Annotated in this window: 16 protein-coding genes and 1 tRNA gene; 8 read left to right on the forward strand and 9 right to left on the reverse strand. The window is 70.5% G+C overall.

Features of this window, described 5'->3' with window-relative positions; translation table 11 throughout:
- Positions 1-165: 165 nt before the first annotated feature.
- Positions 166-513, forward strand: a complete 348-nt coding sequence (locus ABZS54_RS12870) for a hypothetical protein (protein ID WP_355534110.1) — start codon at positions 166-168, stop codon at positions 511-513.
- Between the two features lie 22 nt (positions 514-535).
- Positions 536-607, forward strand: a tRNA-Val gene (locus tag ABZS54_RS12875).
- A 4-nt stretch (positions 608-611) separates the two neighbouring features.
- On the opposite strand, the gene ABZS54_RS12880 is transcribed toward ABZS54_RS12875, so the two are convergent.
- The 3 genes from ABZS54_RS12880 to ABZS54_RS12890 all read right to left on the reverse strand — a co-directional run bounded on the left by ABZS54_RS12880 (position 612) and on the right by ABZS54_RS12890 (position 2549).
- On the reverse strand, positions 612-1160 hold the full coding sequence (locus ABZS54_RS12880; RefSeq protein ID WP_355534112.1) for a transglycosylase family protein: 549 nt from the start codon (positions 1158-1160) through the stop codon (positions 612-614).
- A gap of 212 nt (positions 1161-1372) precedes the next feature.
- Positions 1373-1675 (reverse strand): hypothetical protein, encoded by a 303-nt coding sequence (locus tag ABZS54_RS12885; protein ID WP_355534114.1) that lies wholly within the window; start codon positions 1673-1675, stop codon positions 1373-1375.
- Between the two features lie 295 nt (positions 1676-1970).
- Positions 1971-2549, reverse strand: a complete 579-nt coding sequence (locus tag ABZS54_RS12890; protein ID WP_355534116.1) for a GNAT family N-acetyltransferase — start codon at positions 2547-2549, stop codon at positions 1971-1973.
- A 199-nt stretch (positions 2550-2748) separates the two neighbouring features.
- Here ABZS54_RS12890 and ABZS54_RS12895 point away from each other — a divergent pair, with 199 nt between their 5' ends.
- The 3 genes from ABZS54_RS12895 (at position 2749) to ABZS54_RS12905 (ending at position 7690) form a co-directional block, all read left to right on the forward strand.
- A complete protein-coding gene (locus ABZS54_RS12895; protein ID WP_355534117.1) occupies positions 2749-4893 on the forward strand; it encodes a bifunctional glycosyltransferase 87/phosphatase PAP2 family protein in 2145 nt (714 codons plus the stop codon).
- Positions 4894-5019: 126 nt separating this feature from the next.
- Positions 5020-5451: an ATP-binding protein gene (locus ABZS54_RS12900; protein WP_355534119.1), complete on the forward strand. Its 432-nt coding sequence runs from the start codon at positions 5020-5022 to the stop codon at positions 5449-5451.
- 274 nt (positions 5452-5725) lie between these two features.
- A complete protein-coding gene (locus ABZS54_RS12905) occupies positions 5726-7690 on the forward strand; it encodes a phosphatidylglycerol lysyltransferase domain-containing protein (protein ID WP_355534121.1) in 1965 nt (654 codons plus the stop codon).
- Between the two features lie 91 nt (positions 7691-7781).
- On the opposite strand, the gene ABZS54_RS12910 is transcribed toward ABZS54_RS12905, so the two are convergent.
- A complete protein-coding gene (locus ABZS54_RS12910; RefSeq protein ID WP_355534123.1) occupies positions 7782-9212 on the reverse strand; it encodes a WGR domain-containing protein in 1431 nt (476 codons plus the stop codon).
- Between the two features lie 504 nt (positions 9213-9716).
- On the opposite strand from ABZS54_RS12910, the gene ABZS54_RS12915 reads away from it, so the two are divergent.
- Positions 9717-10862, forward strand: a complete 1146-nt coding sequence (locus ABZS54_RS12915; RefSeq protein WP_355534127.1) for an MBL fold metallo-hydrolase — start codon at positions 9717-9719, stop codon at positions 10860-10862.
- A gap of 133 nt (positions 10863-10995) precedes the next feature.
- Here ABZS54_RS12915 and ABZS54_RS12920 read toward each other — a convergent pair whose 3' ends face one another.
- The 4 genes from ABZS54_RS12920 to ABZS54_RS12935 all read right to left on the reverse strand — a co-directional run bounded on the left by ABZS54_RS12920 (position 10996) and on the right by ABZS54_RS12935 (position 15486).
- Positions 10996-11919 carry a universal stress protein gene (locus ABZS54_RS12920; RefSeq protein WP_355534129.1) on the reverse strand — a complete coding sequence of 308 codons (924 nt, stop codon included), beginning with the start codon at positions 11917-11919 and terminating at the stop codon, positions 10996-10998.
- A complete protein-coding gene (locus tag ABZS54_RS12925; protein WP_355534131.1) occupies positions 11916-13409 on the reverse strand; it encodes an amino acid permease in 1494 nt (497 codons plus the stop codon). Before ABZS54_RS12925 ends, ABZS54_RS12920 begins: the two co-directional genes overlap by 4 nt.
- 84 nt (positions 13410-13493) lie before the next feature.
- Positions 13494-14504 carry a helix-turn-helix domain-containing protein gene (locus tag ABZS54_RS12930; RefSeq protein ID WP_355534133.1) on the reverse strand — a complete coding sequence of 337 codons (1011 nt, stop codon included), beginning with the start codon at positions 14502-14504 and terminating at the stop codon, positions 13494-13496.
- Between the two features lie 436 nt (positions 14505-14940).
- Positions 14941-15486 carry a nuclear transport factor 2 family protein gene (locus tag ABZS54_RS12935; RefSeq protein ID WP_355534134.1) on the reverse strand — a complete coding sequence of 182 codons (546 nt, stop codon included), beginning with the start codon at positions 15484-15486 and terminating at the stop codon, positions 14941-14943.
- 168 nt (positions 15487-15654) lie between these two features.
- Here ABZS54_RS12935 and ABZS54_RS12940 point away from each other — a divergent pair, with 168 nt between their 5' ends.
- Positions 15655-16437, forward strand: coding sequence for a glucose 1-dehydrogenase (locus tag ABZS54_RS12940; protein ID WP_355534136.1), 783 nt, complete (start codon positions 15655-15657; stop codon positions 16435-16437).
- 24 nt (positions 16438-16461) lie between these two features.
- On the opposite strand, the gene ABZS54_RS12945 is transcribed toward ABZS54_RS12940, so the two are convergent.
- Entirely contained in the window at positions 16462-17067 is a 606-nt protein-coding gene (locus tag ABZS54_RS12945) for a DUF4291 domain-containing protein (protein ID WP_355534138.1), read from the reverse strand.
- A gap of 282 nt (positions 17068-17349) precedes the next feature.
- Here ABZS54_RS12945 and ABZS54_RS12950 point away from each other — a divergent pair, with 282 nt between their 5' ends.
- Positions 17350-18531: an acyl-CoA dehydrogenase family protein gene (locus tag ABZS54_RS12950; protein ID WP_355534140.1), complete on the forward strand. Its 1182-nt coding sequence runs from the start codon at positions 17350-17352 to the stop codon at positions 18529-18531.
- Positions 18532-18534: the final 3 nt, after the last annotated feature.

The raw sequence follows: 18534 nt of genomic DNA on the forward strand, positions 1-18534 counted from the left end.
GGGCAGCCCAGGATAGGCACACGGCACCGACAGGGCGGCGGTTTCGGTCCGGTCCGGCAAAGGGTGGGGCCCGCCCCACCCTCGATCCGCCAGTCACCTACCTGGTTCGCGGGCGGTCGCCCGGCCAGGCTGGAGGAAACGCTGCACATCCGTCCTGGAGTCGCCGTGACAGTTCGCCACACCGACCGGAGCCGATCGGTCCCGACCGCTCGCGCCGCCTGCGCGGTCTGCGCGGTGGCCGGCGCGATCCTGTGCCTGGCGGCCGCCCACCGGTACGGGTTCTCCGCCGACCTGGACCTGGTCGGGCTGCTGCGCCGGCCAGCGCCGCCACTCACGCTGGTGTTCGGCATCTGCGGTCTGCTGGTGGCGCTGCGCACTCGCCCGGGCAGCGGAAAACCGGTTGAACCGGACCGGCATTCGGCGGCACTGTGGAGACTCCGCCGAAGGGCGGTGGGTACGAGCGGGCCGCCCCGTCACGGGGAGGGGGCGACCCACTCACGCACTACTGGTTAGGATGTGCACGAAACCTACGCAGGCTCGCGTAGCTCAGCGGGAGAGCGCCTCGTTCACACCGAGGAAGTCACTGGTTCGATCCCAGTCGTGAGCACCGATCATCCGATGATCCGCATCAATCGAGGGCCGCTCCTGCGAGCGGCCCTCGGCACGTCCAGGACGGTTCCCGGCAACAGTCGGTCCGGATCCGCGCCGATCACATCACTGTTCGCCGCGTACAGCGCCGGCCACCCGCCGATCACACCCAGGTCGCGCGCGATCGAGGACAGCGTGTCGCCCTCCTTGACCGTGTAGGTCGCCCCCAGCAGCCCGATCTGTCGGGCACACTGCGGCCACGCCTCCCAGCCCTGCAGCCGCAGGATCTCCTCGGCGACGGTGATCTGTTCCCGGCGGGTGGCTCGATCCGGGCGGGTGGCGTACTCCTGCCCGCCCGCCTCGGCCCACGTGCTCGGCATGATCTGCAGCCCGCCGTAGTAGCCGTTCCCGGTGTTCAGGTCCCAGCGACCGCTGCTCTCGCAGTCCGCGATCCGGTCCCAGATCCGGTCCTCGACCGCCATCGCGGGTGCGGCCGGCAGCACGACCAGCCCGGCGCCCACGACGCCGGCGAGCAGTAGCAGGACGGACGATCCGATCATCAGCTTGGCCATGTCGGCCGACAGTAGGCAGCGAACGCCCGAAATCGGCTGACCCGACCGACGGCAGGCCGATGAATCACCCGGGTGTCCCAACGCGGACACCGTCGCACCCGGGCCGGCCGCTCACGCGGGCGAAGCGGGCTCCGGCCTGCAAGCACACACGGGTCGGGAGAGGGGGTCCGGTGCCGTGACCGGAAACGTTCACCGATCCTCGGCGCCCGGCACTAGCCCAAGTCCGGCAGCAGGCCGGAGGGGATGTCCAGCCCCGAGGGGATCAGTCCGGACGGCAACAACCCCGAGGGCAGACCCGGTTGCTGGGGCGCCCGGGTGCCGGGGGTCTTGCTCGGGCTGTCCCCGCCGTCGTCCCCGCGGGCGATCAGGATGATCGCGGTCACCACGGCCGCCACCACCACGAGTGCGATCACCAGCGTGATCAGCGGGTTGCCGCGCCGGCCGCCGCGCTGAGCGGGCGGGGGCGGCTGCCCGGGTTGTTGTGGATAGGGCGGTGGCGGTTCGTGGTGCGACACGGCTTCGACTCCCCCAAGCGACCGGTGCCGGGGCCGAACTATCCCCGAACACCCATGCTGTCACGATCGGGACGCCCAGGCGCCGGTCCACCGAAGTCCAGGCAAACTCATCACCGAATCGGGGGAAATCCCGAACCGGCCCGGCGCGGGACGACCGTTTTGGATGTCCCACCGCCGGACACCCGGCACGGTGCACCACACGCCCGCAACGTCGATCGGCACGGATCCGCAGACGGATCCGGAGTCGGCACGGATCCGCTGTCGGCACGGAACCTCGGTCGGCGCGGATCTTCGGTCAGCACAGGTCCTTGGTCAGCAACTCGAACTCCAGATCGTCGCGCAGTGGCCTGCCGAACCGTTCGTTGCCGTACGGGAAGGGGGAAAACACGCCGGTTCGGGCAAAGCCGCGCCGCTCGTACCAGGCGATCAGTTCCTCGCGCTGGCGTATGACGGTCATCTGCATGCGCTTGGCGCCCCACTGCTCCACCGCGACCCGCTCGGCCTCGCCCAGTAGCGACCGGCCCAGGCCGCCGCCCTGCCGGCCCGGTCGGATCGCGAACATCCCGAAGTAGACGACCGAGTCCCCGCGACGCTCCAGCTGACAACAACCCAGCAGCACGCCGTCGCGCTCGGCGAGCCACATCACACTGTCGGCCCCCGCGACGACCGCCGCGACGCCGTCGACGTCGGTGCGCTGCCCCTCCAGGAGGTGCGCCTCGGTGGTCCAGCCCTGTCGGCTCTCGTCTCCGCGATAGGCGGACTCGATCAGCTCCACCAGGGCAGGGATGTCGGTTGGTCCGGCCTGGCGGAAGGAGATGGGGATGAGCCCCTCGGGGGATTCGTGCGTCCGCGTCGACGCGTCCTGCGGCACCATTGTTGTTTCTCGCCCCTCGTCGATTCGGCGATGTGTTCCATGCCGCCCCCGAGCGTACGGCGCGGGTTCCGCCAGGACCCCTCCGCTTTCGGTCACGCTCGGGCGGTGACAAGGTGTCCGAAGCGTGGCAACCGGATGGCCTCGCCATGGATCGAGAGCCATCGGGCGACAAGACATGGAAAAACGGGAGAAGTCGCACATGGTGAGGGCAGGCGTTCGCCGGCTGCTGGACATACGAAGGACCAGGCTCTCCCTGGCCCTGGTGGGTCTGTGGCTGCTCGCCGCATGCGTCGCCGTCCGACAGGCCAACGAGGTACTCGACCGACCTCAGGACCGCAGGCTGCCGGATCTGGACGCCTGGCTCGGCCCTCAGGGCGTCCTGCACCTGCCCGGCTCGCTCTACGACACCGACTCGCGCGGCACCACCTTCAGTGGCACTCCCTTCGCGGGTTGGGTGCTGCGCCCGCTCACCAATGCGGCGGAGAACGCGTTGGGCGTCGCGTGGACGATCGTGACGCTGCTGATCGTGGCCGCGATCGGGGTGCTGGTCGCGTACGCCCTCCCGGCGTTTCGCACGCGTCGTGCCCGACTGCTCGCGGCCCCGCTGATCATCAGTCTCCTGGTGCTGTCGCTGCCGGTGCGGGGCAACCTCTCGCTCGGCCAGCTGAGTCTGCTCCCGGTGCTGCTCGTGCTGCCCGCGTTGCTCAGACCCGCTCCGGGCAAGCTCGCCTCGATCGCCGCCGGTGCCGCCGCCGCGCTGCACCCGGCGATGCTGCTGTTCACCGTCTACCTGTGGATGACGGGCAGACAGCGGGCGGCCGCGAACACGGCCGGCACATTCCTGGCCGGCACCGCGCTCGCCTGGATCACCATGCCGCGCGACTCGTACACGTACTGGGTGCACCACGTCGCGGGCGCGGGCCTGGGCGGCGACGCCGACGCGCTGTCCAACCAGTCGCTGCACGGCCTGATGCTGCGGATCGGGCTCTCCGGGCCGTTGGAGATCGGGCTCGTGGTGCTGCTGTCCGCGGCGGTGTTGTGGTTCGGCCTGCCGCGCGCGGTGGCCTATGCCAAGGACGGGCAGGCCCTGCTCGGCATCGCACTGGCCGGCTGTGTGATGGTCGCGGTGGCCCCGGTGTCCTGGCAGCACCAGCAGTTGTGGATCCTGCTCGCCGCCGCCGGTCGCCTCGGCGCCCGGCAGACCGACCGCATGGTGTGGCCGGTCGCGGTCTTCATGATCATGACGTTCGACAGCAAGACGCTGATCTGGGACAAGTTGTCCGCCGTCCGGGTGATCGCCGACAACGGGCCGCTGCTGCTCGCGGTCGCCTCGGCGTGCGCGGTGCCGTTCATCACCAAAGCCTCGGCCAAGTGGACCCCGCAGGCGATGCCGCAGGGGGTCGCCACGCAGAGCCGGTTCTCCTGGATCCCGGCGCTGCCGTTCGGCTGGCGTCCGCTGTCCCGGCCGAACCTGCTGCTCGAACTGCTGATGATCCGGGTCGGCTACCAGGCCTACTCGTTCATCCGGGCGTCGGTGCCCGACCAGCGCCGAGTCGCCGAGACGCACGGGCAACAGATCATCGACCTGGAGAAGTTCCTGCACGTCGACGTCGAGCGGAGTCTGAACCACTTCGTGGCGAAGATCGGCTGGCTGGAGAACGGCATGAACTTCTTCTACGAGACGTTCCACTTCATCGTGCCGCTGACCATCCTGGCGATCCTGTACGTGCGCAAGCCCGCCGCGTACCGCTCGGCCCGCACCGTGCTGAGCGTGGCCACGATCACCGGCCTGGTCGGCTTCTGGCTCTACCCGCTCGCGCCGCCGCGGCTGATGCCCGGCTACGACTACATCGACACCGTGCACGGCGTGCAGGACCTGAACAATCCGGACTTCGGCGCACTCACCAAGATCTCCAACCAGTACGCGGCGATGCCTTCGCTGCACGTGGGCTGGTCGTTGTGGTGCGGCCTGATGATCCTGGCCATCGCACCCAAGGGCTGGCGCTGGCTGGGTCTGCTCTATCCGGTGTCCACCACGCTGGTGGTGATGGGCACCGCGAACCACTGGATCATGGACGCGGTCGGCGGCGCCGCCGTGGTCACCCTCGGCTTCGCGGTCCAGTACATGCTCACCGGGCGCTCGGCCTTCTCGGTCGAGCCGCCCGCCGTGCCCGTCCCGGCGCCGGCCGGTGCCGGGTCCGGCGGCAAGGCCGCCGAAGCGATTAACACAGCGGCACCGCCCCGGGCCGGCGAGTCGGTGGTGATCACCCGTTCGTTGGAATCAAAGCGGGATGATACCGATCCACGTGATGATTCCGACAAACAGCCTGCCAGTCATAAATAGTGATGAAACATGTTGCCATTGCCAACACTTTGCCAACAGCGCCCGCAACTCGATCGTGCTTCGAGCGGTAGTCACTGTGGTCGGTGCCGGAGGGGCCCGACCTTCAGCGACATCACGAGGAGCACCATGACGCACATCTCGCGCCGCGTAGCCCAGGCCGCGCTGCTCATCGCCGCAGGCGCCGCCCCGATCATCGGCGCGTCGTCCGCGCACGCGGCGGACCTGCCCACGGGTGGCCTCGGCGCGCTGACCCAGCCGGACGTCGGCGGCCTCGCCGACAAGGTCCCCGCAGCCTCCGAGGGCGCGGGCGACGTGGCGGGCGGGACTGCCTCCAAGACCCTCCCCGCAGCCTCGAAGACCGCAGGTCAGACGGCCGGCACCACTGCCGTCAACGCGAACAGGACGGTCGGCGAGACCGCCGCCACGGCCGCGCCCGCCGCCGGCCAGACGCTCGGGCAGGCGGCGCCCGCCGCCGGTCAACTCGCCAGTGGCGGCGTCCCCGCGGCGCCGTCCCTGCCCGCCGTGCCCTCCCTCGGCGGACTCCCGCTGGGCGGCTGATTCATTCGGTTGGAATCCCAGTGAAACCGGCGGGGCCGGTGCGGCGTGTCCATTGATGCCGCACCGGCCCCGCCGTCTGTCCGAACCGAGCTTCTCCACCATGGGGAGTAGCAAACGACCGGGTATCCCTCCGTGGGATGACGTACAAAGGGCCATCGTGCGCATCCAAACGACTTGGTGCATGTCTACGCTGTTGTGCGAGCGTTACGAAGAGTCGCAATCCTGGACATAAGACACAGGAGACCCTTCCACCACCCCACAATCGAGGAGCACGGTGTCTGCCACGACGCGGGCCGCCGCGAACGGCCACAACAAGAACGGCACCGGCACCCCGGCCGCCGAGCGCGTGCGCGGGATCTCGGCGGGGGTGTTGATCTGGTACCTGCGGATCGTGGCGGCACTCGACCTCGTGTCGGCGATCTCGGTCCCGCTGCGCGACCGGGTGCGCCACCACAACACCGACGAGTACTACACCCCGTTCCTGGTCACGTCCAGTTTCACGTCGGCAGCGCTCGCCGCCTTCCTCGCCATCATGCTCGGCCGACGCAAGCGCGCCGCCTGGGCGTTCACCGCGATCCTGCTGGTCCCCTCCACCGCCGTGTACATCTGGGCGCTGTGGTTCGACGACCTGCGCCAACACCCCTTCAACTGGTCCTCGACGATCATCAGCCTCGTGGTGTGCGTCGCGCTGCTGCTGAGTTTCGCCGAGTTCGGCGCCAAGGGTGACCGGGGCAACGTGCTCAAGGCCGGCCTGGTGCTGGCGGGCGGCGCGGTGGTCGGCGTGGTCCTGGGCTCGACCCTGGTCAACGCCACCGACCGGATCTCCACGTCGAGCATGGGCGACCGGATCCTGTACGCGGTGCTGCGCATGGTCACCCTGGCGCCGGACAGCGATCTGGGCTCGGTGTCGGTGCCGCGCTGGGTCGACGTCGTGATCAACGTGGCCGGCGTGGCGCTGTTCCTGCTGGTGCTGTTCGTGCTGTTCCGCGCGCCCAAGGGCCGCGAAATGCTCACCCCCGACGACGAGGTGCTGCTGCGCGAGCTGCTCGACAAGCAGGGCGAGCGCGACTCGCTGGGCTACTTCGCGCTGCGTCGGGACAAGGCGGTCATGTGGTCGCCGAGCGGCAAGGCCGCGGTCGCCTACCGGGTGGTGGGCGGCGTCTCGCTCGCGTCCGGCGACCCGATCGGCGACCCCGAGGCATGGCCCGGCGCGATCGACCGCTGGCTGGCCGAGGCCGAGGACCGCGCGTGGGTGCCGGCCGTGATGGGCGCCAGCGAGGAGGCCGGCACGATCTTCGCCCGGCACGGCCTGGACGCGCTGGAGCTGGGTGACGAGGCGATCGTCGAGGTGGCCGAGTTCAGCCTGGAGGGCCGCGCGATGCGCGGTGTCCGGCAGGCGTACAACCGGGTCAAGCGGGCCGGTTACACCACCCGGGTGCGTCGACACGAGGACATTCCCGAGGGCGAGATGCGCGAGCTGCTCGACCTCGCCGACCACTGGCGCGACGGGCAGACCGAGCGCGGCTTCTCGATGGCGCTGGGCCGGCTGGGCGACCCCGACGACGGGCGCTGCCTGATGGTCGAGTGCATGGACGGCGAGGGTCGGCTGCGCGCGGTGCTCAGCTTCGTACCGTGGGGTTGCAAGGGCGTCTCGCTCGACCTGATGCGCCGTGACCGGGACTCGGACAACGGTCTGATCGAGTTCATGGTGCTCGACGTGATAGAGGGCGCGAAGGCGTTCGCCGCGGCCAACGCCAAGCCCGCCAAGGGCAAGGGGAAGGGCCGGGCGCCGGAACCGGACGCCGAGGCCGCGCCCGAGCAGTCCTCACCGATCGACATCGAGCGGATCTCGCTCAACTTCGCGATGTTCCGCTCGGTCTTCGAGCGCGGCAACAAGCTCGGCGCGGGTCCGGTGCTGCGGCTGTGGCGCACCGTCCTGGTGTTCTTCTCGCGCTGGTGGCAGATCGAGTCGCTGTACCGGGCCAACGAGAAGTACCGGCCGATCTGGGAGCCGCGCTACATCTGCTTCCGCAAGGCCAGCGAGCTGCCCCGGATCGGCATCGCGGCGGCCCGGGCCGAGGGCTTTTTGACCACGCCCACGCTGCCCCAGCTGTTCGGCGCCCGGCACGAGCAGCGGGTCGCGGCGATGGCCAAGCGCAAGGCCGGGGAGGCGACTCCGCCGCTCACCGGGTGGACCGCCGAGCAGCGTGAGCCGGCCGAGCACAAGCAGCAGCCCTGATCGTCCGGTTCGACCACGCCGAAGGGCGGCGCTCCCACCCGGGAGCGCCGCCCTTCGGCGTTTCGGTCCGCGCGTCCGCCGCGCGTGCGGCTCAGACCAGCCGGCGGATCTCACCGCGCACGCGGTAGAAACCGCCGCGTTCGGCCGGGCGCACCGCGTCCACCACGTAGCGCGCACCGGCGACCCGCACGTTCTTCGGGAACTGCACGTTCCAGCCGCTCTCGTAGCCCGCCGTAACCACGTGCACCCGCAGCCGGCCGCCGCCCTGGTCGACGCACTCGACCACGACGCCGGTGCCCGCGTCGGTGGTGGTGGCCACCTCGGTGGTCGGCACCACGGCCTCGATCGTGGCCGCCTTGACGTCGCGCACCTGCGGGACGGTGCCGCTCTGGGCCGCCTCGATGGCCGCCTCGCTCACGTCGATGCAGGCCAGCGAGCCGTCCGTGGTGACGATGTACAGCCGCTCGTCGCGGTATTGCATCGAGTAGGCCGAGCCGCACGTGGTGCCCAGCTTCCACAGCCGCTTGCCGTCCTCGGCGAAGCAGTACACCGTCGAGGAGCTGTCGCCGGCGAACACGTACTTGCCGTTCTCGGCGGTCGCGCAGGAGAACACCGACGCGTCGCAGTCGTAGGTGGTGCGGATCGTGCCGTCCGACTTCGCGATCCGGTGCACCTTGTTGCCGGAGGTGCCCGCGTACACGTCGTCCTTCTCCTGCCAGCCGAAGAGCACGCTGCCCTTTGTCTTCTGGCTCCACAGCTCCTTGCCGTCGGCGGCGGCGAACGCCTGCACACCGGCGCTGTGTCCGTGGTAGATCGCGTTCTCGTCGCAACGCACCATCCACGCGCCGGTGCCGTTGGTCGCCGCGGCCCACAGCGACTCGTCCTCGTGGTCGATGGTGGTGCAGCCGCCGTTGGAGTCGGATACGCCCAACACGCCGTCGTGGATGTCGAGCCAGTAGATGTCGATGTTGTCGGTGATCTCGTAGGCCACGCGCGGGGCCTTGCCGCCGACGTCGTACACGTTGCCGTTGTCACAGCCGGCGTAGATCCACGAGTCGTCCGCGACGATGCACTTGACGCCGTTGGGCAGTTGGTAGCGGCCGGTCACCTCGCCGTTGTGGTCGAGGAACCACACGTCGCCGCGCTGGTTGCCGACCAGCACCCGCTCGGCGTCCACGAAGATGCCGAACGCCGAGGAGCCGGTGCGGTAGCGCCACAGCACGGGCGCCGAGTTGCGGGCCGTGGTCGGCCGGGACACGATCTCGCGGCGGGTGATCGAGCGTGGCTGGCGGACACCCTGGACGGCCGGTTCGTAGCCCTTGCGCAGCTTCGCGGCGACCTTCTTCTTCGCGTCCGCCTGGGCCTTCTCCGGGCTCACGTGGGTGGCCGTGCTCGTCTGGCCCTTGGCCCCGATCCGCCCGTACGTGACCGTGACGTCGACGCCGTCGACGACGACCTCGTAGTACTTGTGCGCGCCGTCGCCTTCTTCGGACAGCTCAAGGTAGGTACGGGTCTCGGACATGACGACTCCTCGGCTCCGCTGCTCAGTTCGGAATGCGGTGACTGTGGCGGCTGTGGTGGCTGTGCGGTGGGTTCGTGGCTGTGCTGGGGGTGTCGTGGTGCTGCCGCGCGGTCGGCGCGGCTGCGGGTCTCGCGGTTGTGGACATCCGCCGCGAGACTCGCGACGGGGCGCGGATACCGTGCCGTACAAGGGGACTGATGCGCCGTCATCCCCCGTGGCGATGGCAAGACCCTACTCACGCGAGCCGACAGCCATCGGGCCGGTGCGGCACTTCCTCGCTCACTCGCACGGCGCAACCCGGACCGATGGGTCCGTTGGTGGGCAAAGCGCTCCCGCTTCCGGCCGTCCCCTACTCCGAGCCGAGGAGCGGTGTGGGTGGAGCCCCTCCCCCGGGACGACGTTTCAGCCTCGGAGGCCGGGTTAATCTCCACTCATCCCGATCACCGGTCGCCGGTCCGGCCCCAGCACGGTCGGCCGAAGGCCCCGCTTGCCCGAGGAGTCCATGTGGCCGGGCACTTCCTCACGTCTTCGACTCCTGCGGTCTTCGGCGCCAGACCCGCCGGTGAGCGGTTGGCGCGCATCCGCAGATCCCCGCACTTCCGGGACGGTGCGTTCCAAAATCCCGTGCCGACCCGCCGAGGCAGCCCCGGCGCGGTCGGCAAGTTGTTGCGCGCGCAAAAGGCCGCGGCCGGGCTGCGTCGGCCGGCCGGCGCGATTCCGCTGGTCACCGCGTCCGCCTTGGACTTCGCCCGAGCGCCGCTGACCGGGCTGCGCGCCGGCTGGCTCGGGCACGCGACGGTGCTGGTCGAGATGGACGGCGTACGGGTGTTGTTCGACCCGGTCTGGAGTACTCGCTGCTCGCCGTCGACGGCGTTCGGCCCGGCCCGAATGCACGCGGTGCCGGTGCGCTTCGCCGATCTGCCCGACCCGGACGTGGTGGTCGTCTCGCACGACCATTACGACCACCTCGACATGGCCACCATCCGGGCGCTGGGCAGGCGCGATGCGGCGTTCGTGGTGCCGCTGGGGATCGGCGCGCACCTGGAGCGCTGGGGCATCGCCGCGGACCGGATCACCGAGTTGGACTGGCACGAGGCGGGCGAGGTCGCCGGGCTGACCTTCACCGCGACACCGGCCCGGCACTACTGCAATCGCGGCGCACGGGTGCTCGGCACCGTGCTGTGGGCGTCGTGGGTGGTTGCCGGGCCCGGGCACCGGGTGTTCCACAGCGGGGACAGCGGCTACTTCCCGGGCTTCGCGGAAATCGGGCGCGAGCACGGGCCGTTCGATCTGACGATGATTCAGGCGGGGGCGTACGCGGAGGCGTGGCCGGAGGTGCACCTGCATCCGGAAGGCGCGGTGCAGGCCCATGCGGATCTCGGCGGCGGCTTGATGTTGCCCATCCACTGGGGCACGTTCGACTTGGCGCCGCATGCGTGGGAGGAACCGGCCGAGCGGTCGGTGGCGGCGGCCCGGGCGCTGGGCACGGACCTGGTGATCCCGCGACCCGGTGCGCTGTTCGAGCCGGCGCTGGTGGACGGCGCCGAGGTGGAGCCGTGGTGGCGCGACGTGGCCGCGCAGCCCTCGCGGTGGGTGCGCGACGCGGCCGCGGAGCCGGCGGCATCGGTCACGGCGGTGCCTGCGGCCTGACCGGCGGGTCTGGGCGGGCGTCGGGGGCGGGCCGGATGCCGGTCGGGGGCGGTGGGCCCGGGTGGGCCGGCGGGTCGCGGTCGCGGGGCGGGTCGGGGCGGCTCTGTGGCGGGTGGTCGGCGGTGGGTGTCGGTCAGGAGGCGTCCCAGAGGTCGGCGCGGACGCCGCGTGGGAGAACCATGACCGGGGTGCGTGCGTTGCGGACGATCTTGTGCGAGGCGTCGCCGACGAAGACCCGCTTGATCGGGCCGACCCTGCTGGACGCGCAGATCAGCAGATCGTCCGCCCAGGTGACGGTGTCCAGCGCGGTCCGGACGTCGTCGCCCTCGACGGTCTCGCCGTCGGCCGGCACCTCGATCTCGGTCATCGCCGCCACGAGGTCCTGCCGGGCCTGTTCGCGCGCGGCGCGCAACACCTGGTGTTCGGCGACCTGGTGCTGTCTGCCGGAGTACAGCCGCACCGGTCGCAGCACCAGCGTGAGCAACCGCACATCCGCGTGCAGCCGGCGGGCGAACTCCACGCCACAGGTGAGCACTCCGGTCGGTTGCGGCTCGCGCTGGTAGGCGATCGTGCAGCGGGCGATGCCGGGCGGCGGGTAGTCGGCGAAGCCGCGCGGGGCCAGCGCCACCGGCACGGGTGAGCCGTGCAGGAGCTGATCGGCGGTGCTGCCGACGGCCACGCGCGCGGTCCGCCCGCCCGGGGCGGGGCCGATCACCACGAGTGCGGCGCGGTGTCGCTCGGCGATCCGGGCCAGCCCCCGGCCGCTGCCGCGGTTGTCGTCGATCGCCCGCTCAACCGGCAACTCCGGGGCCCGATCGCGAAGTCGGGCCTCCGCGTCGTCCAGCAGCCGATCGCTCTCCTCGCGCAGGAACGCGCGCCACTCCGCGTCCACGCCGCCGACCCCGGCGCCGGGCAGCGCGGGCGGGCGGACGTGCGCGAGAACGACTCCCGCGCCCAGTTGCCGGGCGAGCAGCATGCCCAACACCAGCGCGTCCCGGGCGCGCGGTTCCGGCTGGCAGCCCACCACGATCCGCATCCGCGCACCGTCGGCGCTCACCGGCCCGCCTCCACGCCCTCGGCGCCCTCGGCGCCCTCGGTACGCCAGCGCGAGTGCCGGTAGCCGTAGAGGAAGTAGATCGCCACGCCGACCGCCATCCAGACCAGGAAGACCTGCCACGTGGTCCCGGAGAGCCGGGCCATCAGGTAGATACAGAAGCCGACACCCAGGATCGGGGTGATCGGGAAGAACGGAGCGGTGAAGCCCCGCTGCAGGTCCGGCCTGGTCCGGCGGAGCACGATCACCCCGATGTTGACCAGCGCGAACGCGAACAGGGTGCCGATGCTGGTCGCCTCGGTGAGTTGGCCGAGCGGGACCAGCGCAGCGAGCAGGGCCACCCACGCGCCGGTGATCAACGTGTTCGCCACCGGGCTCTGGGTGCGCCGGTTCACCTTCGCGAAGATCGGCGGGATCAGGCCGTCCCGGGACATCGCGAACAGGATCCGGGTCTGCCCGTACAGCACGGTCAGCACCACGCTGGCGATCGAGATGATCGCGCCCGCGGACAGGATCGTGGACGCCCAGGAGCCGCCGGTGACGTCGGTGACGATCTTCGCCAGCGTCGCCTCGCTGCCCTCGAACTGCTGCCAGGGCAGCGCGCCGAGCGCGGCGAGGGCGACCGCGACGTAGACGACGGTGACGATCGCGAGCGAGATCAGGATGGCCAACGGCAGGTCCCGGCGCGGGTTCTTGGCCTCCTCGCCGGCCGTGGAGGCGGCGTCGAAACCGATGTAGGAGAAGAACACCTGGGACGCGCCGGCACTGATCCCGGCCACGCCGAGCGGTGCGAACGGGGACAGGTTGCCGTCGTCGAACGCGGTGAACGCGATGGCGCAGAAGAACGCGAGGGTGATCAGCTTGATGAAGACCATGATCGTGTTGGCCACGGCGCTCTCCGAGACGCCGCGCACGAGCAGGATCACCGCGAGCAGTACGACGATCACGGCCGGGATGTTGAACGTCCCGCCGTCGCCCGGTGGTTGGCTGATCGCGTCGGGCAGGCTCACCCCGAACGCGGAGTCGAGCAGTTCGTTGACGTACTGCCCCCAGCCGACCGCGACGGCGGAGATCGACACGCCGTACTCCAGCAGGAGGCACCACCCGCACACCCACGCGATGCCTTCGCCGAGCGTGGCGTACGCGTAGGAGTAGGACGAGCCGGACACCGGGATGGTCCCGGCCAGTTCGGCGTAGGACAGCGCCGAGAACAGCGCGGTGACCGCCGCGAGCAGGAACGAGATCACCACGGCCGGTCCGGCCTTGGGCACCGCCTCACCCAGGATCACGAAGATGCCGGTGCCCAGGGTCGCGCCGACGCTGAAGAAGGTCAGTTCGAGCAACCCCATGGTGCGTCGCAGCCCGGGTCCCTCCTCGCCCACCCCACCGGAGCTCTCCTCGAGGATGGCATCCACGGGTTTCGTCCGCAGCACTGCCCGACGCGACCGGGGTACGGCATGGCTGGCGGGCAATCCGGCCTCCCTGATGAACATGTACCGAGGAGGAACGGGTGCCCCGCCGTCCGGGTATCGAACGGTCCTTCAGCCATTCGGACCGGTTCGGCGGCGGGCCGGTACTCAGCGGCTCGCGGCGTTGAAGCCGTCCCCGGTGGGCCGGCCCCGGCCGCCGCGGAAGGCGGCGCGGTAGTCCCTGGGGGCGACGCCGACGTGGCGGGTGAAGTGTTGGCGCAGGGTCAGCGGCGAGCCGAAGCCGCAGTGGCGGGCGATGGCGGCGATCGAGAGGTCGCCGATCTCCAGGAGGCGCTGCGCGGCCAGGACGCGTTGGGTGGACAGCCACCGCAGCGGTGAGGTGCCGGTGCCGCGGACGAAGTGGCGGGCGAAGCTGCGCTCGGACATCCCGGCGAGGGCGGCCAGTTCGGCGACGGTCCAGGGGTGACACAGATCGTCGAGGACGCGGCCGCGCACGCGGCCCAGCGTGTCGCCCCGTTCGGTGGGCGAGGCCGGCACCGGGTTGCTGATGAACTGGGCCTGTCCGCCGGACCGGAACGGCGCGGTCACCATCGTGCGGGCGATCTCGGTGGCGGCGGCCGCGCCGTGGTCGAGCCGGACCAGGTGCAGGCACAGGTCGATGCCGGCCGCCGAGCCGGCCGAGGTCCAGACCGAACCGTCGCCGACGAACAGGACGTTGGCGTCCACCATGACCTCCGGATAACGGCCGGCCAGGTCTTCGGTGTCCAGCCAGTGGGCTGTCGCCCGCCGCCCGTCCAGCAGGCCCGCGGCCGCGAGTACGAAGGCGCCCGAGCACAGCGACGCGATCGTGGCGCCCCGCCGGTGTGCGGACCGCAGGGCTTCGAGCACGTCCTCGGGGAACACGTCCCGCCGCGGCTCGCTGCGGTGTTCGTTGCCCGGAACGACCACGAGATCGCACGCGTCGAGGCCGTCCAGGTCGTGGTCGGGGACGCAGACGATGCCGGCTCCCAGTTCCACACAGGTGCGCCGGGGGCCGCACACGCGCACCTCGAACGCGGGTACACCCCGGTCGGTGCGATCGATTCCCCAGATCTCGAAGGCCACCGCGTATTCGAACACCCGTACCGGGTCGAACAGCAGGATCCCCACGCGACGCATGGCGGCAACCTATCCCCGGACCGGGCCGTGGTCGGCGCGAAGGCCCGGGGACAGGCCGTCCTCGTTCCCGACCGTCCCCCGCCGTCGGCGGCCGGCCCTGTCGCTGCCCGCGCCCATCGGCCCCGTGACCGATGGGATCGAGCGACCGGATCGGCGTACCTCACATCCCGGGAAGAGCCTCGGGGCGGGATGCGAGCGGGGGCTTCCGGCTCGCCTTCGATCCTGGTCGCCGGCGTCGGGTCCCAGTGAGTGGCGGAAACGCCAACCATGAATGGATTCCTGCCACAACCCCTGCCGAGGGTCTGCACGGGCCTGCCAAGGATGTGCATAAGTTATCCACAGGCTGTGGAAACTTTTGGGGGATGGCGGGGATTCCTGTGGACAAGGCGTGTCCCATGGTGGGCCGGGCCGGCCGCGCCACCTCGGTGCCACGCCGTCAGACCCCCTTGCGCGCGGGCACCTCGTCCGGGTCGAGGCGGCGCATGTCGGCGAACCCGTCGCCTGTGGAATAGCTGTCCTCGCACACCACGAGCGCGTCCGCGTCGAAGCCCCACACGATCGCCATCTGCGCCTCGTACAGGTAGAACGCGTCGACGTCCGATACCGATCGACCCATCCGGGCCAGGGTCCGGCCCGGATAGGCAATCCGCAGCAACCCCTCGGTCACCACCGTGTCCTGATCCACCGTCAGCCGGTCGATGTGGTGCGCGAGTCGGCCACAGTCGTTCTCGACCACGGCACGATGGAACTCGCGGACCTCGGCGTGAGTCTTGGGGGCGCGATCCACCGGGGACGCCCCCCACTGGTGGTAGACCGCCCGCGGCGACACGGTGGCCATCAGCGCGTCCAGGTCGCCCTCGTGCTCGGCGCGCATGTGCGCGACCAGTGTGGTCAGGATCGCGCGTCGGCGCGGATCGACCTCCGCCGCCAGGCGCTTCTCGGCGAGTTCCCACGTGCGTCGCGCGTCGATGAGCCCGGTCATGTGTGTACCCTCCGCCGGCCGTTGCCTAGCCCCGACACCTTGCACCGAAGTAGTTGACTGTGCAATACAAATCTCCACACGTGTCGCACCGGCGAACCCGCCCGCGCGACATACCGGCGGTTTCGCCCGGCGCGGCGCACCGCGTTCCAGACGACGAGGTGGCAACGGATGAGCGACGCAGGCGCAGTACGGGACGCGAACGCGATGTTCGATCTGAGCGGTCGGGTGGCGATCGTGACCGGCGGCAGCCGGGGCATCGGCCGGGCGATCGCGCACGCCTACGCGGCGGCGGGCGCCTCGGTGGTGATCGCGAGTCGCAAGGCGGACGCATGCGACGCGGTGGCGAAGGAGATCACCGAGGCCGGTGGTCGGGCGCTCGCGGTGCCCACCCACTGCGGCGAACTCGACCGACTGGCCGCCCTGGTCGACGCGACCATCGCCCACTTCGGCGGCATCGACATCGTGGTCAACAACGCGGCGAACGAACTCGCCCAACCCGTGGGGGAGATCACCCCACAGGCGTGGGACAAGTCGTTCGCGGTGAACCTGCGCGGACCGGTGTTCCTGGTCCAGTACGCGCTGCCGCACCTGATCGCCTCCGGACGCGCGTCGGTGCTGAACGTGGTCAGCGCGGCGGTGTTCACCCGCGCCGAGGGCAAGGGCCTGTACGCCGCGGGCAAGGCCGGCCTGGTCGCCTTCACCCGCACGATGGCGGGCGAGCTCGCCGAGCACGGCATCCGGGTCAACGCGATGGCGCCGGGCGCGGTGGAGACCGACATGGTCCGCAAGACCGGCCCCGAGATGATGGCTCGGATGAAGGGTGCCGCGCCGCTGAACCGGATCGCCGCGCCGGAGGAGATGACCGGCCTGGCACTGCTGCTCGCGTCCGACGCGGGCAGCTTCATGACCGGACAGATCGTCAGCATCGACGGCGGGCTGACCGTGCACTGAGCCGAGCCTCGAGCCGATCGGCGCTCAGCCCTGTGGGGTGGCGCCGATCACCGGGACCAGCGAGTCCGGCAGCGGGTAGACCCGTTCGACCGGAATCGCTTCGGCCGCGGCGGCCGGGTCACCGGCGCGGACCAGGTCGTGCACCCGATGCGCGAGCGCGGTCACGTCGGTGATCCGGCGTGTCCACTCGTCGGCGTAGGCGCGCGTCGCCCACCCGGCCAACCCCAGCTGCAACGAGCGGTGCGCCAATGGGCGCAGGAGCAGGTCGCGTTCGGGGTCCCACTGGATCCGCACCGTGGTCGCGTGCAGCCGCCGGCCCCAGGTGTCCCGGTCGGGATACGTCGGGTGCTCGTAGTGGCTCAGGCAGGCACCGGCGAGCGCCGCCTCGAAGCCCTCGCGGCTGATCTCCAGGGCCAGCACCCGCTCCTGCCGCGGCTTGGTCGCCCAGCCGCAGCGGTACATCATCCAGGTGAAGCTGGGCTTGACCCAGGTCATCCGCTCCCGGCTCCAGGTGACCGGAAATCGCTGATCGCGGATGGCCGCGTCGGCGATCTGCGGCTTGTACGCCTGGTACACGGTCACGGTGTCGTCGGTATACGCCGCGCGGATCTGTCGGTTCGGTATTTCCATGCCCGCAGTGTGTCGGTGGCCACCCGGCCCGGACCACCCGTTTTCAGCGATCCACGCGAGGCATCGGAGAACGGATGAATCGGGCGTGACCCGACTCCGCAAAAATGCTTGATATTGACAAGCGATCCCGAGTCGGAGAGATTCGATGTTGCCGGGCGACACGCGTTCCCGGTCCATATCGATGTGCAGCGCGGGGCAGACCCGACCGCGACCCTTCCGTGCCCGGCGGGCGTCGACCCGCGTCGCGACCCACGCGATCCACGCACGTGAAGGAGCAGCGACGTGCATCTCGCCCCGACCCCAGCGCAGGACGCTCTACGGGCAGAGCTGCGGGACTATTTCACCCGCCTGATCACCCCCGACGTCCGGGCGGAACTCGACCGCGAGGGCGAGTCCGGCGGCCCCACCACCCAAGGGGTGCGCCGGCAACTGGGCTCAGACGGCTGGCTCGGCATCGGTTGGCCGACCGAATACGGGGGCCAGGGCAAGGGCCCGGAGATGCAGTTCATCTTCTTCGACGAGGCGTACCGCGCCGGCGCGCCGGTCTCCATGGTCACCCTGAACACCGTCGGTCCGACCCTGATGAAGTTCGGCACCGAGGCACAGAAGAGCTACTACCTGCCGAAGATCCTGGCGGGCGAGATCATCTTCGCGATCGGCTACAGCGAGCCCTCGGCGGGCACCGACCTGGCGTCGCTGCGCACCCGCGCGGTGCGCGAGGGCGACGAGTGGGTGATCAACGGGCAGAAGATCTTCACCTCGACCGCCCAGGGCGCCGACTGGATCTGGCTCGCCTGCCGCACCGACGTGGACGCGCCCAAGCACAAGGGCATCACGATGATCCTGGTGCCGACCACCGATCCGGGCTTCTCCTGGACCCCGATCGTCACCGTCGGCGGGATGACCACGACGGCCACGTACTACGACAACATCCGGGTGCCCTACGACAACCTGGTGTTCGAGGAGAACTCGGGCTGGAAGCTGCTCACCAACCAGCTCAACCACGAGCGGGTCGCGCTCGCGGCGCTGGGCATGCAGGCCGAGGACTTCTTCGCCGAGGTCCTGGAATGGGCCCGCGAGACCGAGATCGAGCCGGGCGTCAAGGTGGTCGACCAGCCGTGGGTCCAGCTGAAGTTCGCCGAGACCTACGCGCGCCTGTCCGCCGTGCGGATGTTCAGCTGGCGGCTCGTGCACGACGTGGGCAACAACACGCTCAACGCGGGTGACGCGTCGGGCGTGAAGTTCTTCGGCACCGAAGGTGCCATCGAGGTGTATCGCAACCTGATGGAGATCGTCGGCCCGGACGCGACGCTGCGACCAAAGTCGCCCGGCGCGTTCAGCGACGGCCTCCTGGAGGCGATGAACCGCCGCGCGCAGATCAACACCTTCGGCGGCGGCGTCAGCGAGGTCCAGCGGGAGATCGTCGCCATGGTTCGCCTTGGCATGACCCGAGTGAAGCGGTGAAGG

Source organism: Embleya sp. NPDC005575 (assembly GCF_040605455.1).
In the GTDB taxonomy this organism is placed as follows: Bacteria; Actinomycetota; Actinomycetes; order Streptomycetales; family Streptomycetaceae; genus Embleya.